Annotated in this window: 16 protein-coding genes; 4 read left to right on the top strand and 12 right to left on the bottom strand. The window is 60.4% G+C overall.

What is annotated here, in order from left to right:
• Positions 1-27: 27 nt before the first annotated feature.
• The 4 genes from JQN68_RS07605 to JQN68_RS07590 are packed head-to-tail and all read right to left on the bottom strand — an operon-like array spanning position 28 to position 3,975.
• Positions 28-711 (bottom strand): histidinol phosphate phosphatase domain-containing protein, encoded by a 684-nt coding sequence (locus tag JQN68_RS07605; RefSeq protein WP_249621095.1) that lies wholly within the window; start codon positions 709-711, stop codon positions 28-30.
• Positions 708-2,099 carry a tRNA (N6-isopentenyl adenosine(37)-C2)-methylthiotransferase MiaB gene (gene miaB, locus JQN68_RS07600; RefSeq protein ID WP_502799352.1) on the bottom strand — a complete coding sequence of 464 codons (1,392 nt, stop codon included), beginning with the start codon at positions 2,097-2,099 and terminating at the stop codon, positions 708-710. The genes JQN68_RS07605 and miaB overlap by 4 nt, the downstream gene beginning before the upstream one ends.
• Positions 2,100-2,146: 47 nt before the next feature.
• Complete coding sequence (locus tag JQN68_RS07595) at positions 2,147-2,671, bottom strand: hypothetical protein (protein WP_225073907.1); 525 nt, start codon at positions 2,669-2,671, stop codon at positions 2,147-2,149.
• Positions 2,668-3,975 (bottom strand): M48 family metallopeptidase, encoded by a 1,308-nt coding sequence (locus JQN68_RS07590; protein WP_249621093.1) that lies wholly within the window; start codon positions 3,973-3,975, stop codon positions 2,668-2,670. The genes JQN68_RS07595 and JQN68_RS07590 overlap by 4 nt, the downstream gene beginning before the upstream one ends.
• Positions 3,976-4,188: 213 nt before the next feature.
• Between JQN68_RS07590 and typA the strand changes: the two genes are divergently transcribed.
• The 4 genes from typA (at position 4,189) to JQN68_RS07570 (ending at position 9,176) form a co-directional block, all read left to right on the top strand.
• Positions 4,189-5,997, top strand: a complete 1,809-nt coding sequence (gene typA / locus JQN68_RS07585) for a translational GTPase TypA (protein WP_225071592.1) — start codon at positions 4,189-4,191, stop codon at positions 5,995-5,997.
• A gap of 128 nt (positions 5,998-6,125) precedes the next feature.
• The gene (gene amrA, locus JQN68_RS07580) at positions 6,126-6,692 is read left to right on the top strand and encodes an AmmeMemoRadiSam system protein A (protein ID WP_225071593.1); all 567 of its coding nucleotides are present in this window, start codon (positions 6,126-6,128) and stop codon (positions 6,690-6,692) included.
• A 534-nt stretch (positions 6,693-7,226) separates the two neighbouring features.
• A complete protein-coding gene (locus tag JQN68_RS07575) occupies positions 7,227-7,559 on the top strand; it encodes a hypothetical protein (RefSeq protein WP_225071594.1) in 333 nt (110 codons plus the stop codon).
• A gap of 186 nt (positions 7,560-7,745) precedes the next feature.
• Positions 7,746-9,176: a sigma-54-dependent transcriptional regulator gene (locus tag JQN68_RS07570; protein ID WP_225071595.1), complete on the top strand. Its 1,431-nt coding sequence runs from the start codon at positions 7,746-7,748 to the stop codon at positions 9,174-9,176.
• 34 nt (positions 9,177-9,210) lie between these two features.
• Here the strand turns inward: JQN68_RS07570 and JQN68_RS07565 are convergent, their stop codons facing one another.
• The 8 genes from JQN68_RS07565 to JQN68_RS07530 form a co-directional block, all read right to left on the bottom strand.
• Positions 9,211-10,278, bottom strand: coding sequence for a hypothetical protein (locus JQN68_RS07565; protein ID WP_225071596.1), 1,068 nt, complete (start codon positions 10,276-10,278; stop codon positions 9,211-9,213).
• Between the two features lie 280 nt (positions 10,279-10,558).
• Complete coding sequence (locus tag JQN68_RS07560; protein WP_225071597.1) at positions 10,559-11,014, bottom strand: chemotaxis protein CheX; 456 nt, start codon at positions 11,012-11,014, stop codon at positions 10,559-10,561.
• 15 nt (positions 11,015-11,029) lie between these two features.
• Positions 11,030-11,401: a response regulator gene (locus tag JQN68_RS07555; protein ID WP_225071598.1), complete on the bottom strand. Its 372-nt coding sequence runs from the start codon at positions 11,399-11,401 to the stop codon at positions 11,030-11,032.
• 53 nt (positions 11,402-11,454) lie between these two features.
• A complete protein-coding gene (locus JQN68_RS07550; protein ID WP_249621092.1) occupies positions 11,455-11,919 on the bottom strand; it encodes a chemotaxis protein CheX in 465 nt (154 codons plus the stop codon).
• Positions 11,920-11,930: 11 nt separating this feature from the next.
• A complete protein-coding gene (locus JQN68_RS07545; RefSeq protein ID WP_225071600.1) occupies positions 11,931-12,302 on the bottom strand; it encodes a response regulator in 372 nt (123 codons plus the stop codon).
• A 14-nt stretch (positions 12,303-12,316) separates the two neighbouring features.
• Positions 12,317-13,183: an HDOD domain-containing protein gene (locus tag JQN68_RS07540; RefSeq protein WP_225071601.1), complete on the bottom strand. Its 867-nt coding sequence runs from the start codon at positions 13,181-13,183 to the stop codon at positions 12,317-12,319.
• 8 nt (positions 13,184-13,191) lie between these two features.
• A complete protein-coding gene (locus JQN68_RS07535; RefSeq protein ID WP_225071602.1) occupies positions 13,192-13,680 on the bottom strand; it encodes a chemotaxis protein CheD in 489 nt (162 codons plus the stop codon).
• Positions 13,677-14,738: a protein-glutamate methylesterase/protein-glutamine glutaminase gene (locus JQN68_RS07530; protein WP_225071603.1), complete on the bottom strand. Its 1,062-nt coding sequence runs from the start codon at positions 14,736-14,738 to the stop codon at positions 13,677-13,679. Before JQN68_RS07530 ends, JQN68_RS07535 begins: the two co-directional genes overlap by 4 nt.
• Positions 14,739-14,746: the final 8 nt, after the last annotated feature.

The following is a 14,746-nucleotide window of genomic DNA, read 5'->3' as shown; positions in this document are numbered from 1 at the left end:
GCTGAAGACTGAAGGCTGAAGGTAGCCCTACTCTCGGCTTGGCGGGTTTGCCGGCCATTCCTGGCCGGTTATCCGGCGCACCAGCTGCTCGGCGTTGCGGCGGGCCTGTTCGAACTGGGCGGGGCTGAGGCCGGCGCCCAGGGCGATGCGGCGGGCCCGGTCCAGGGGCGTCAGATCGCCGGGCGCATGGCTGTCCGTATTGACCACCAGCGAGGCGCCATGCTGCAGCGCCAGCTTGGCGACATGGCCGTTGCACAGGGAGTGGCCGCCGCGGGTGGTAATTTCCAGGCAGATGCCGCGCCGGGCCGCCAGGACCACCTCGTCCGGTTCAATCAGACCAGGATGGGCGAGAATGTCGATATCCGCTTCCAGAGCGGCGCGGTTGGTGCCCGGCGCCACCGGTTCGACGATGGTTTCGCCGTGGCAGACCACCAGTTGGGCACCGAGACGGCGGGCTTCGGCGGCCGCAGCGGCAATCATGGCCGGCGGCACATGGGTCAGTTCGATGCCCGGCACCACGGTCAGGCCCCAGGCCGCACCCAACTCGGCGGCAACCCGAACCAGGCGCGGGATAATCAGATCCATGTTGGAAAAATCGCCGTGATCGGTGATGGCCATGGCCCGGTAGCCGGCCACTGCGGCGCGCCGCGTCAGTTCGGCCGGGATCAGTTCGCCGTCGCTGAAAATGGAATGGGTATGCAGATCGATCATAAGGAACCAGACTGAAGGCTGAAGGCTGAAGGTTGAAGGCGGTGCTCACATGCGGTACTGCATGGCACCACTTCGCCGATGTGAGAGTTGCGCTGGGCGGCGGTGAGTCGCACCGCAACCATCCGGCCGATGAGGGCCGGGTCACCGTCGAAGTTGACGATGCGGTTCCAACCGGTGCGGCCGAACAGTTGGCCGGCACCCTGGCGACTGGCGCCTTCGACCAGAACCGGGACCACACGCCCCAGGTCCGCCTCCCGATAGTCGCGACTGATCTCTTCCTGACGGGCGACCAGGCGCTCGAAACGGGCCTGGTGGTCCGCTTTCGGCGTTGCATCCTTAAGGCGGGCGGCGGCCGTCTCGGGCCGGGCCGAATAGAGAAAGGAATAGATTTCGGCGAACCGGGCCTGTTCCAGCAGATCCATGGTCTGTGCGAAATCCTCGGCCGTTTCCCCGGGAAAGCCGACGATGATATCCGAGGTAATGCGGATATCCGGACAGGCCCGGCGCAGGCGGGCCACCCGTTCGAGGTACTGGTCCCGTCCATAGCCGCGCCGCATGGCGGTCAGGATGCGATCGGAGCCGGCCTGCACCGGCAGGTGGATATGGTTGCAGAGCTTGGCCAGATCACCGAAGCAATCGATGAGTTCATCGGACAAATCCTTGGGATGGGAGGTGACGAAACGCACCCGCTCCAGCCCGGCGATGTCTTCGACCCGGCGCAGCAGTTCGGCGAAAGAGATCTCCCCCGCTTCCTTTCGACCGTAGGAATTGACGTTCTGACCGATGAAGGTGACTTCGCGCACCCCCTGTTCGACCAACTGCACCACCTCGGCCAGAATTTCGCCGTGGGGGCGGCTGACCTCGCGGCCGCGCACGTAGGGCACGATGCAGTAGCTGCAGAAATTGTCGCAACCCTGAATGACCGTGACGAAACGGGTGATGCTGTCCGTGGCAACGCGCCGCGGAAATAGCCGGCGTCGGGTTTCGGGGTCGAGAAATTCCACCGCTACGGGCCGCGCACGACGACTTTCCACCTGCCGGACCATTTCCGCCAGCCGGTGAACATTGTGGGTGCCGAAAACCATATCGAGATAGGGCACCTTCTGCAGCATCCGGGCCCCTTCCTGCTGGGCGACGCAACCACCGACGGCCAGGATCAGCTCGGGATTGCGCTCCTTAAGGGGCTTGAAACGGCCCAGATGTCCGTAAACCTTGCGTTCCGCCCGGGCTCGGATGGAACAGGTATTGAGCAGAATCAAGTCGGCAGCGGCCGGTTCCGACACCGACCGGTAGCCCAGTTGCCGCAGTTGATCCTCGATCTGCTCGGAATCAACCACATTCATCTGGCAACCGAACGTTTCCAGGTAATATTTTTTCATTTCGAACAGAGTCTTTGTTAGGAAAAGGGACAAGAGGGGTGAAGGATTGATGGTAATCAAGGGCCGGGCGCAGTGTCAATGTTTTTGTCCCGGGCCGCAGGCAGATTGTCCTGCAAGTGCCGCAGCAATCCCTGGGGGCCCTCCAGACACAGCAACTGCAGGGAACGGCTCGCGGCACGACCATGCAGCCGCAATGTAACCACCTGACCGGCAACCGGCAGCACCCTCCAACCGGCCAGGTCCTGGAGCAACAACTCCTCCCGGCGCCGCAAGGGCCAGCCACGGCTCACCTGCAGGCGGCTGCCGAACAGCACATACCGCACCCCGGACCATTCCAGCCGGGCCTGAAGCAACTGACCCAGACTGCCGTAGCCCGCTGCCAGCAGCGCCGGCAGCCAGCAGAAAAACATCGTCGAGGGAAATTCAGCGGTCGCCCTTGGCGCCAGGAAGAGCAGCCCGGCAAACGCCGGCAGGCTCGCCACGGACCAACGCCAGTGGCGGAAAGTAAAGGCCCGCGGCGCCGGGCAACCCTGCCAGAGCACCGGCTCCGCCGTCGCCGCGGGACTGGTTTTGGTCATCATCTGCGCTCCAACTCGCCGATGCGCTTGGCCGCCGCCTGACCGTATTGACCGCGCGGATCGGCCTCGGCCACCGCCTTGTACAACTCCAGAGCCTTGGTGCGATTACCCTGCTTCTCGTAAGCCCCGCCCAAAATATATCCGGCCTGGGTGGTCGGCATCAGTTCCATGCTGGCTTCCAACTCCCGCACGGCGTCCGCTACCCGATTCTCCTTCAGATGAATGAAACCGAGGCCGAAACGGGATTGAAAATAGCCGCCGTCCAGTTGCACGGCCCGTTGCAGATGGGGGCGGGCGGAGGCAACATTGTCGGCCCGCAGATAAGCCATTCCGAGTCCGGTCAGGATCAGGGGTTCGTCGGGCAAGGCCGTTGCCGCCTGCTGGTAGGTGGCAATGGCCTGGCTGAGCTGACCGCTGCGTTCCAGTTCCCGGGCCTTATCGTAAAGGTCATAGGCCGGCTTGGTCTGGCGCAGACGCGTCGTTGCCGAGCGAAAGGCATCCGTGTTCATGACGTAGCGCGGATTGTTGCGGGTATGGGCATAGCTCTGCTGGATATAGGCCTGCACGTTGTCCATGCGTTCCTTGGAAAAGGGATGGGTGCGGAACAATCCGGCCAGCCACATGGGCTCGGCGCCGCCTTCCAGTTTCCGGTAAAAGAATTCCTGGAGTTGCACTCCGCCCTGCGGGTCGTATCCGGCCTGCACCATGTAATCGATACCCAGTCGATCCGCCTGGCGTTCCTGTTCGCGGCTGTAGGAATTTTCCAGCAACCCGGCCGCCAGGGCGCCGGCCTGTTGGGCCAGGGCGCCATAGGCAGCCTGGCCGGTGGTCGCGCCCAAGACCGCCAGACCGATACCCATGAGAGTGCCGCGCTGCATGGCCTGCACCGAATCCCGCGCCGTCACATGACCTATTTCATGGCCCAGTACCGATGCGAGCTGGGCCTCGTTTTCCATGTTGACCAACAGCCCGCGGGTGATGGCAATGCTGCCCCCCGGCAAGGCGAAGGCGTTGGGGGTGGAATCGTTGACCACTTTGAACTGATAGGGCAACTCCGGCCGCTGGGACACCTGCCCCAGTCGCTGGCCGACCCGATCGACGTACTGCTGCAGGGCCGGATCCCGGAATTCACCGCCCATCTGCTGTACTGCCTTGGGAAACGCCTGCTGGCCGAGGGAGATTTCCTGGCTGGCGGAAACGGAGAACAGCGCCAACTCCTGCCGCCCGGTAACCGGGTTCACCGCACACCCGCTCGCCACCAGCATGCCGACCGAGGCTATCAGCAGTCCTAAGGATAACCGTGCCATGGCTTCCTCCTTGAAGGTTGCGGGCCGATGTAGCCACACGGCCCCGGGAAAGGTTCCGATTGTCAATCATAAATCCTCCCGGACCGGCATGCAAGCCATGGCTTTTTCAAGGGTCTGCATTTTTTCTTTGGTCCTGGGCGCGAATTTAATATAAAGTGCGAAGGTTTTGGAATTAATCCTCCGCATCACACTGAGACAGGAAAACATCACACTATGCCGCACAACATTCGCAACATCGCCATCATCGCTCACGTCGACCACGGCAAGACCACCCTGGTGGATGCCATGCTCAAACAATCCGGGGTCTTCCGGGAAAACCAGGCCGTGGCCGAACGGGTCATGGACAGCAACGACCTGGAACGGGAACGGGGCATCACCATCCTTTCCAAAAATCTCTCCGTGCATCACGGCGACCTCAAGATCAACATCATCGATACTCCCGGGCACGCCGATTTCGGCGGCGAGGTGGAACGCGTCCTGAAAATGGTCGACTCGGTGCTGCTGCTGGTCGACGCTTTTGACGGCCCCATGCCCCAGACCCGTTTCGTCCTGAAAAAATCCCTCGATCTGGGACTCAAGCCTATTGTCGTCATCAACAAGATCGACCGCCCCGGCTGCCGCCCCACCCAGGTGGTGGACATGGTCTTCGACCTGTTCTGCGAACTCAACGCCGACGAGGAACAGCTCGACTTTCCCATCGTCTATACCAACGCCAAGGCCGGCATCGCCAAGGGGGACCTGGCCGATGACAGCCAGGATCTGCAGCCCCTGTTCGACATGATCGAAAAGCGGGTGGCACCGCCGACGGGCGATCCGGAGCAGCCGTTCCAGATGCTGGTCAGCAACATCGATTACAACGACTACCTGGGCCGCATGGCCACCGGCAAAATCACCCATGGCCGGGTCGTCAACGGCGAGACCGTCGCCCTGATCAAGCGCGACGGCAGCGTGAAAAGGGGCCGCATTTCCAAGCTCATCGGCTACCAGGGATTGAAGCAGGTGGAGATGCCCGAAGCTCTGGCCGGCGACATCGTCTGCATCGCCGGCTTCGACGAAGTCGGCATCGGCGAGACCTTCGCCAGCACCGAATTTCCCGTCGCCCTGCCCTATGTGGCCATCGACGAACCGACCCTGGCCATGAATTTCATGGTCAATACCTCGCCGTTTGCCGGCCAGGAAGGCAAATTCGTCACTTCGCGCAACCTGCGCGAACGCCTGGACCGGGAACTGCGCACGAATGTCTCCCTGCGGGTCGAGGATACGGACAATACCGATTGTTTCAAGGTATCCGGCCGCGGTGAGCTGCACCTTTCCATCCTGATTGAAAACATGCGCCGCGAAGGCTATGAGTTGGCCGTGTCCAAACCGGAAGTCATCTTCCGCGACATGGACGGCCAGCAATGCGAGCCCATGGAATACCTGGTCATCGATGTTCCCGAGGAGTTTCAGGGCACGGTCATCGAGAATCTCGGCGGGCGCAGGGCGGAGATGCTGGCCATGCATCCCATGGAGGGCATCAATCGCCTGGAGTTTCTGATTCCGGCCCGCGGTCTCATCGGTTTCCGGACGGAATTCCTCACCGACACCCGTGGCACCGGCATCATGAGCCACACCTTCCAGGACTACGCGCCCTACAAAGGTCCCATCCAGGGCCGCAAGAACGGCGTCCTGATCGCCATGGAGGATGGCGAAACCGCTGCCTACGCCCTGTTCAGCCTGCAGGAACGGGGCGCCCTGTTCATCGGACCTGGAGTCAAGGTCTATGAAGGCATGATTATCGGAGAAAACGCCAAGCAGGACGATATGGTGGTCAACCCCTCCAAGGGCAAGAAGCTGACCAACGTCCGCGCCTCGGGCAGTGATGACGCCATCCGCCTGACTCCCCCCCGGCAACTGAGCCTGGAGCAGGCCCTGGAATACATCAACGACGACGAACTGGTGGAGGTCACCCCCCAGTCCATCCGGCTGCGGAAAAAGCTCCTCAACGCCAACGATCGCAAAAAGTTCGAGAAGAAAAAATAAAGGCAAACGGGGTTCGGCAGACCCGAAAACGTGCCGGCCGGACCCCGGCCGGCCTTCTTAATCGAAGCGGTTGTCACGGTCCGCTGTTGCGTTTATATTCTTGCCATGCAGGAAAAACGGGAGGGATCATGAATACGCCATGCCTGAATGACCGGGAAAAGGATATCCTGTTGGGGATTGCCCGCAAGGCCATCGAACGGGGTGTGCGCAGCGGCGAATTGTATATCGAGCCCCGGGAAGAAAAGGCCCTCAACATCCGCCAGGGGTGCTTTGTCACCATCAAGCAGAATCATCAACTGCGCGGCTGCATCGGCAATTTTCAGTCCAGCCTGCCCCTCTATCGTGAAGTGGCGGAGATGGCCCTGGCCGCGGCGACCAGGGATCCGCGTTTTTACCCCATGAAAGAGCTGGAACTGGGGTCCTTCCGCCTGGAAATCTCCGTCCTTTCACCCCTGCAACGCATCGACACCATTGAGGAAATCGAGGTCGGACGACACGGAATCTATCTGGAGAAAGGGTTTTACCGGGGCGTCCTGCTGCCTCAGGTGGCAACGGAACATGGGTGGGATCGGCTGACCTTTCTGAAACAGACCTGCCTCAAAGCCGGCTTGCCCACCGACGCCTGGCAGGCGGAGGATGCCGAGCTGTATATTTTCAGCGCCCAGATTTTCGGCGAGCAGGCGGATTGTCCGTAGCTGGTCGGATGCGGCTTCGGTGGAACCATGAGGCCCGAATGGGGCCACCTCTCTGCCCCGCTGTGGACAACCTGTTGATGCCAAGCCTTTGGTGTAACCCGACACGCTAAACAGGGCGCCATTTGCAGCCTTTTGTCGGCGACACCCCGTGCCCGGAACGTGACCGACGCATACCTTCCCGAGTGTTGAGGCCGCCTGCCGCAAGCTTAAGAAACCAGCAAACCAAGCCCATGAAACAGGCTTTCCAAAGCATATGGGCACAACAAAACAAGTTTACCAGAACCTGACACATTCTGCACATTATCCGTGCAATTTGCTAACTTGCTTGCCTTTTTCAACAGTTAAGCACCATCGACGGGCCCTTTACCGACAGTTCTCCACAACCGCTGTGGAAAAGCGCGGCCCGGGCAGCCTGATCGCACAGCTTCGAAGCGTCGAAATTATTCCATTGCCTGACTGTCTTCCTTCGGATATGCTTGAGGAAGACCAAGAAAAATCCTCCGGAAAACCCCATCATTCAGGTTTGGCGACGCCATGATCGACCCTCAGCGTCTCACCATCCAAATACCGGCCGACGCCACCTTGGCCCTGCAACAGGGCCGGAGCCCGGCACGCCCGGTGCTCGATAAGGATGCCTGCGGTACCTCCGACCGCATCAGCCTGTCAAATCAGGCCGTGCAACTCTCGGAACAAAGCCGGCAAGAAGCGCCCTCGCCGGCGCGGTATCCACTGGTGGCGGTCCGACAGACCCCTTCCACCGAAGAATCGCCTTCCATCCGCCAGACCGTGCGGCGGGTTTACGGGATGCCCTTCGAATGCCCCGCCGGCCCTCAGCGCCCCGGCAGCCGCCTGCATGTCATCGCCTGACAGCACCAAACTGGAACCCTGCGCCGCAAGGTGGAACATTTTTTCATCCCCCTGTTCCGTAATTATCCTTTATCTCCCCCAGCGATTTTGCTAAGATGTGCCGGCACCGGGCATTAAAATTTCACAATTGCCGCCAGGTGACAATTCAACCCGGTGGTACCGGGGGATTCTTTTGAGAAGGTGAACATGTTTTATTCCTTACGCAGCGTCCTGTTGGTCAATGACAATGAAGTCGAACGCAACCAGTTGGCCGGAGCCCTTCGCAAGGCCATCGACTGCACGGTCCTGGAAGCCGACAGCCCGGCCCAGGCCCTGGAAATCCTGGCGGAAGAGGATGTCTCCATCCTGCTCACCAACCTCTTCCCGCCGGATAACGCCGGCCTGCAACTGCTCCAGGATACCGCCAAACTGAATGCCCAGGTGGTGGTCATGGTCGGAGTGCCGGCCACGGATCGCCAAATGGCCCTGGAAGTCCTCAAATGCGGCGCCTTCTTTTCCCTCAACATGCCCTACTGCCAGGAAGAGGTCATCATCGCCGCCAGCCGCGCCCTGCAGTTTCACGACCTGATGACCAAGGGCGAGGTGCGGGGCCGCAAACTGCGCAAATCGGATGGATTCCACGGCATCATCGGACAATCCACCCGCATGCGAAAACTGTTCGGCTATATCGAGAAACTTGCCAGCGAGGGGGACACCTCCGTCCTCATCCTGGGCGAGAGCGGCACCGGCAAGGAGCTGGTGGCGCGCGCCATTCATGCTCACGGACCCCGCAGCCAGAAAAATTTCGTTCCGGTCAACTGCGCCGCCATCCCCGAAGATCTCCTGGAAAGCGAGCTGTTCGGCTACGTCAAGGGCGCCTTTACCGGGGCCAACCAGGCAAAAATGGGGAGGGTTCAGTATGCCGACGGCGGCACCCTGTTTCTGGATGAGATCGGCGACATGAAACCGGCCCTGCAGGCCAAACTGCTGCGGGTTTTGCAGGAGAAGGAATATGAACCGGTGGGGGGCATCAAACCGGTACCGGTCGATGTCAGGATCCTGGCCGCCACCCATCGCGACCTGGAAAAAGCCGTTGCCGAGGGCGCCTTCCGGGAAGATCTATATTACCGTCTGAACGTCATTCCCTTGCGGATTCCGCCCCTGCGTGAGCGTCGCGACGACATTCCCCTGCTCATCGAGCGCTTCATCACCATTTTCAACCGCAAGAAGAAGCAGGGGTTTCATGGTTTCGAGCACAACGCCCTGGAGGCCCTGTTGCGCTATCCATGGCCGGGCAACGTTCGCGAACTGGAAAACCTGATCCAGCGCATGGCCATCTTTTTTCCCGGGCAGAAAGTCGCCTTGGACGATCTTCCGGAAAAATATCGGCCGGCCGACTACCAGACGGCGCCTCAGGAAGAAACCGATGCCTCGGGGCCTGCCGTGGTTCTCGATGACAACGGCATCGACTTTAACCGGGTGGTCAACCATTTCGAGAATCAGTTGATTCAGCAGGCCCTTGATCTGACTGCCGGCAACAAGCGGGAAGCAGCCCGGTTGCTCAATCTGAAACGCACCACCCTGATCGAAAAGTTAAAGCGGAAAAACCTGCTGCTGACCGGCGAAACGGACTTCTGAGCCGCGCCCGTGGGAATGCGGGCGCCGGGCGCCCTTACCTGTCTGCCAGGAAATGCCGCTGCAGCAAAGCGGCAATCTCCTCGTGCGTTGCCGGCAGCAGAAGAATATCGCGAACGCCGTAACGGGCCGCCTGCAGCACTTGACTCTTGGTCCAACTGGCGCCAACCGCAATCAGCGGCAGCACCTCACCGAAGGTGGACCGAGCCTTGATAATCGCCGCCAGCCCCTGTTCCTTGCTCTCATCCATGACCAGCAAAATGCCCTGCAACGGTTGGTCCGGTTTCCTGGCCGACTGAAAGTCCCCCTGAAACGGCAGCAGCAGGCTCTGCAAGCCGGCGGTTTCCGCCTGCGCGGTGAGCATGGCCATGGCTTCCTGATTTTCCCCGACGATGAGCACACGCGGCCGAGGCGGCTCTACCGCCTTTGGCGGTTCCTCCGGCGGAACCGCGGGTTCCGCCCGCGGGGGTTGCGCCAACGGTGGCGGTTCGACGGAAACAGGCTCCGCAACCACCTCGGGCTCGACCTCGATGCGTGGCTCGACTCCGAAACAGGCAGGAGGGAACAGCAGATCGAGACTCTGCAGATCCTGGCCATCCATCCCGAGAACATAGGACAGCTGAAAATAGTCGGCGGCGGGAATCGGCTCGGCACTGTCCGGATCGACCTTTCCGGGGACCACCACCTGCTGCCCGAGTTTGCGGAAATGCAGCTTATCCGGAAATCCCTCTTCGAAGGCAGCGTTCAATTCGCCGGAGACAATGTTGCCGATTTCATTGTAGGCATCGGCCTCGTCTTCGGCGAACTCCTCCTTGGCGACCTTTTTCTCCAGTTCTCCCGGCGGCAGCATGATCAGGGTGCCGCCCAGAAGAATGGCATCCTTCAGGTGGCAGAAGATATACAGGGTCCCTTCCTTGCTGCCGCTGAGAGCCATGTCGGTCATGACCTGCTTCTTGCGACAGTGGAGGAAAAAGTCCTGCTTGGTGGTCAGTTGCCACCGAACCGGTGTCGTCGTAATGGAACAGCCCAGCAACTCGCTCAGACCGGTGCCGATGCGCTCGCCGAGGTTTTCCAGGAGTCTGTCAATGATGGGCTTTGAATACATCGCCAATCCGGTAATGCTGTGACATGGTTTTCAAACGATAATCATAGACCGAACACCGGCCCATAATTCCATACCGATCCACTTTGGGATTATTCCATCTTCCCCAGGCCGGTGCTCTGCACCGGAATTCTATCGGAGAAAGCCTTCGGAAAGCAATCTTTGTGGTCCCGCACCAGTGAAAAATGGGGCCGCACAGAGCGGCCCCATTGTCATCCCGGTATTTTTCAGCCCGAAATTCCCGGTTTTCAATCGGGGATGATTCCGGCTCTGGTCAAGGAGGCTATTTTTGCAAAAAGCACTCCACGAGAAATTCACCCCCCTCCAACTGGAAGGGCACCACGACACCGTCACCATCGGCCAGGCACTCGACCTCGTATTCGCGGCCGCAGACGGCCGACGGAATGGCGAGTTTAACATCTTTACCGTTATCCGTCAGCATGGATTTTACGCTGCCGGCCAACATATTGGCCAGTTCTCCGATGGCATCCTTGACATCATCGTCAATGTCCTCGACCTCGATGCAAAGGAAGGTGCTGGTGATGTTTTTGGCGATGGCGTTGGGGACATGAATGGCCAGCATGCCGCGATACAGACCGGCCATGCCCACCATGCCGCTGACCGTGTCGCGAAACATCTTCTGTCGCTCGACCAAGGGCGCGCCGGGCTGCACCTCGAAGGCCAGCATCGATTGGAAGATCTCCTGGGTCGCTTCGGAAATACAATTCATGAGGTCCATGATAAAGGCTCCTTCTTATAAAAATTTCCCCAGGACTTCCTGCACCTGCTCGGCGGTGAAGGGCTTTTTGATGGTTCCGACCGCGCCGAGTTCCATCGCCTCCCGCAGCACGTCGGTCCCCGCTTCGGTGGTGATCATGACCACCGGGATGCCCTTGATTTGGGCATCGGCATTTTTCTGGCGCAAAAATTCGATGCCGTCCATGACCGGCATATTGATGTCGCTCAGCACGATATCCACGGCTTCTCCGGCCAGCAGATCCAGCGCCGCCTGGCCGTCGGGCGCCTCCAGAACTTTTTCAAATTCAAAACCAGCCTGCCGCAGGGAGCGGGCGACGATTTTCCGCATGGTGTTCGAATCATCGACTATCAGAACTTTTTTTTCCATCTGTTAAACCTCCAAGGAACTGCGGACCTGGGTCCGCAACAAGATATCCAAGCCTAGCCGGCGAAAAAACCGTCACCCACCAAGGTCAGAACCAGGCCCTGGTCCTCGATCTGCAAGTTCCAGGCGCGGCTTTGCCCCTCGGAGCAATCCGGCAGGTCCCAACCGACTTCAGGCAATCCCAACCGATAGGACTGACTCTCCGGCAGATATTCCGTCAGCAACCGCCCGCCGATGGTGTTCAGCAATTCGCCGAGCATGTCGGACAGCATCGCCTCGACGACCGCCTCGTCGGGAAAGGCATGGACCACTTCAATGACATTGCGCAGCAACGCCGTAGTCGCCGCCAACTGAACTTCACCCTGGAAAGGCTCGAGCACCAGCATCCTGGCCATCATGCCGTTGTCCGAGGTCGGCACCTCGGTATCGGCCTGCACGGGTGCGATTTCCATGAAAGCCATGTTTTCCAGGGTCACGGCAATCGCCTGCCCGACCACCTGGTTCAATCTGTCTGCCATCATGCCCCCCTCTGTCACTGCATCAACGGTTCGAGTGTTTTCAACAAGGTTGCCGGAGAAATGGGTTTGTTCAGCACGGCGAAGGCGCCAATGGTGGTCAACTCCACCTCTTTGGCCGGATTGCCGGCGCTGGTCACGATGACCACCGGCAGATCCGTCAGGCGCGGGCTGCCCTTGACCCATTTCAACAGGGTTTCGCCGTCCATGACCGGCATATTCAGATCGGTGACCAGCAAATCCGTCGGTTCTTCCTTGAGGCGATTCAATGCTTCGCGGCCGTTGGGAGCCTCGACCATGTCGGCCTCACCCAACCCGATGATTTCCAGGCAGCGTCGAATGACCATCCGGGCCGTAGCCGAATCATCGGCAATGACGATGCGTTTCACGTGCGCAACCTCCTTTATTCAACGGCAAGCGATGCTTCCGCTTTTTTGAAGTGTTCCTCGGCATCCAGCATGATAACCGCCAGATCCTGGGAAGAAACATCGAAATATTGGGCATAATCGCCGTCCAGCTGATATTGCATGCCGTCGCTGCCCGTATCGGCACCGGCCATCATGGCCAGCATGTCGCCCAGATGGACCGCGTAGCTCAGCATTCGGAACTGTTCCGGAGCAAGCCCGGGAGCATGATGATAGCGTATGGCGGCCTGCAGGGCCTCGGGAAATTGCCAGTGCCGCGCCATGGCGAAGCCCACTTCCGCATGATCCAGGCCGGCCAGCAACTGTTCGGCCTGCAGATAATCGGTCACCTGGCCCTGCTCGATGCGCTCCAACGCCTCACCGGACGCCGCCGCCCAAAAGGGGGAGAAGACAAACTTGCCGATATCATGCAGAAGACCGGCAGTGAAGGCAAGTCCCGGTTCGCAGGCCAACCGTGCGTGTCCCGCCATCTCCCGGGAGGCAAAGGCACAAAACAGATCATGACGCCACAGGGCGCTCTGCTGCGCATCATAGCCGGGCAGCGGGCGGGTGAACATGTCACCGCACTGATCCGCCAGCACGATGCTGATGATGACCCGTTCCCCCAGATAGGAGATGGCCCGCTCCAGGGAGGTGACCGGATTCAACAAGCCGAAGACCGGGGAGTTCACCGTACGCAAGACCCTGGCGGTCAGAGCCGCGTCGTATTTGATGATCTGAACCACGTCGTCAATCTCATAACCGTCCCGGGCCAGAGTCTGCAGCAGTTGGGTCACGCTCGGCGAGAGCAGCGGCAGAACTTCGATGGCCTGCCGCACGGCCTGGCTATCCACCTTGGGGGTCATAGGCACCTCTATATTTCCCACTGCCCGCGCCCCGGACAGGATATGGTGATGAGTCCGCTGTCGACGGACATGGTTACGGTACGACTGTAATTGGCCCCCACATCTTCGGCGATGGCACCCATGCCCAGGGACCAGAGGGAGCGTTTCACCGCCAGGATATTGCGCTTGCCGATATTGAAGGTATCGTTGTGGCCCATGACGGAGGCACCCCCGGCGAGCTTGACGATGATTCCCCGCCCATTGCCGGGGCAACCCAGGCGCACCATTTCCCGCAACAACAGGGGTACCCCCAAATCGGCAAAATACCCGGGACAGGACTGCCCCTTGGCCGGATTGATGCTGGACTCGGGCAAGGCGACATGTACCATGCCGACGGCCCGCGTCTTGGGGTAGAGCATCATCACCGCAACGCAGGACCCCAAGGCATAGGTTTTGACCACCTCGCCCGGGGTGTTGGAAGCCCCCAAATCGCCGATGCCCAGGACGACCTGTCTCATATCTTTCGCTCCCCAAGCAAATCGACGATACGTCCAGCCATATGGTCGAGAGACACCAGGCTCTCCGCGCCGCCCAGTTCATAAGCGACCCGCGGCATGCCGAACACCACGCAACTGGCTTCGTCCTGGGCGATGTTGCGGGCGCCGGCCTTGCGCATGGCCAGCATGCCTTCGGCGCCGTCCGAACCCATACCGGTCAACATCACCCCCACGGCGTTGGCGCCGACATGACGGGCCGCCGAGTGCATCAGCACATCCACCGACGGACAGTGGCCCTTGACCGTCGGGCCCGCTTCGCAGCGCACCTGGTAATGGCCCCCGGAACGCGTCACCTCCATATGCAGGCCGCCCGGGCCGATGAGAATCCGGCCGGGCATGATCCGATCCCCGGAAACCGCTTCCTTGACTTCCATGGCGCACAACTGGTTGAGGCGCTCGGCGAACATGCGGGTGAAGCCGGCGGGCATGTGCTGAACGATCACCACCCCGGGCATGGTCTCCGGAAAGCGGGTAATGATTTTTCGAATCGCCTCGGTACCCCCCGTGGAAGCCCCGATGACGACAACCTTGTCCGTGGATTCGGCCAGGGCCCGCCGCTCGATGGTGCGCAACTGGGAGGTGACGGCGCGCCGATCCGCCTTCCAGTGAGCAACATTGGCCGTTGCCGCCATTTTGATCTTGGCCCGCAGTTCCTGCAGCATGTTTTTGAGGCCCTGAGCCATATCGGTGGTGGGCTTGGAAACGAAATCGACCGCGCCGGCATCCAGGGCATCCAAAGTGATCTGCTTGCCCTTCTGGGTCAGGGAACTGACCATCACCACGGGCAGAGGATACTGAGGCATCAAGCGTCGCAGAAAATCCACGCCGTCCATGCGCGGCATCTCCACGTCCAGGGTCAGCACGTCGGGCTGCAGGCGAACGATTTTGTCCCGGGCGATATAGGGATCTCCGGCACTGCCGACCACCTCGATGGCCGGATCCAGGGCCAGCCCCTGGGTGAGGATCTGCCGCACCAGAGCCGAATCATCGATGACCAGAACTTTTATCTTGGCTGTCATAGGCGTAT

The sequence above is a fragment of the Desulfuromonas sp. CSMB_57 genome (assembly GCF_020194955.2).
Classification (GTDB): Bacteria; Desulfobacterota; Desulfuromonadia; order Desulfuromonadales; family Syntrophotaleaceae; genus JAFCIY02.
This window is presented reverse-complemented; position numbering and strand designations above follow the sequence as displayed.

Excerpts from the sequence above, each read along its gene's own strand:
- JQN68_RS07535 (WP_225071602.1), bottom strand. The coding sequence starts at position 13,680 with ATGAGACAGGTCGTCCTGGGCATCGGCGATTTGGGGGCTTCCAACACC.
- JQN68_RS07605 (WP_249621095.1), bottom strand. The coding sequence starts at position 711 with ATGATCGATCTGCATACCCATTCCATTTTCAGCGACGGCGAACTGATC.
- JQN68_RS07590 (WP_249621093.1), bottom strand. The coding sequence starts at position 3,975 with ATGGCACGGTTATCCTTAGGACTGCTGATAGCCTCGGTCGGCATGCTG.
- typA (WP_225071592.1), top strand. The coding sequence starts at position 4,189 with ATGCCGCACAACATTCGCAACATCGCCATCATCGCTCACGTCGACCAC.
- JQN68_RS07570 (WP_225071595.1), top strand. The coding sequence starts at position 7,746 with ATGTTTTATTCCTTACGCAGCGTCCTGTTGGTCAATGACAATGAAGTC.
- JQN68_RS07540 (WP_225071601.1), bottom strand. The coding sequence starts at position 13,183 with ATGACCCCCAAGGTGGATAGCCAGGCCGTGCGGCAGGCCATCGAAGTT.
- amrA (WP_225071593.1), top strand. The coding sequence starts at position 6,126 with ATGAATACGCCATGCCTGAATGACCGGGAAAAGGATATCCTGTTGGGG.
- JQN68_RS07550 (WP_249621092.1), bottom strand. The coding sequence starts at position 11,919 with ATGATGGCAGACAGATTGAACCAGGTGGTCGGGCAGGCGATTGCCGTG.
- JQN68_RS07595 (WP_225073907.1), bottom strand. The coding sequence starts at position 2,671 with ATGATGACCAAAACCAGTCCCGCGGCGACGGCGGAGCCGGTGCTCTGG.
- JQN68_RS07565 (WP_225071596.1), bottom strand. The coding sequence starts at position 10,278 with ATGTATTCAAAGCCCATCATTGACAGACTCCTGGAAAACCTCGGCGAG.
- JQN68_RS07560 (WP_225071597.1), bottom strand. The coding sequence starts at position 11,014 with ATGGACCTCATGAATTGTATTTCCGAAGCGACCCAGGAGATCTTCCAA.
- JQN68_RS07530 (WP_225071603.1), bottom strand. The coding sequence starts at position 14,738 with ATGACAGCCAAGATAAAAGTTCTGGTCATCGATGATTCGGCTCTGGTG.
- JQN68_RS07575 (WP_225071594.1), top strand. The coding sequence starts at position 7,227 with ATGATCGACCCTCAGCGTCTCACCATCCAAATACCGGCCGACGCCACC.
- JQN68_RS07555 (WP_225071598.1), bottom strand. The coding sequence starts at position 11,401 with ATGGAAAAAAAAGTTCTGATAGTCGATGATTCGAACACCATGCGGAAA.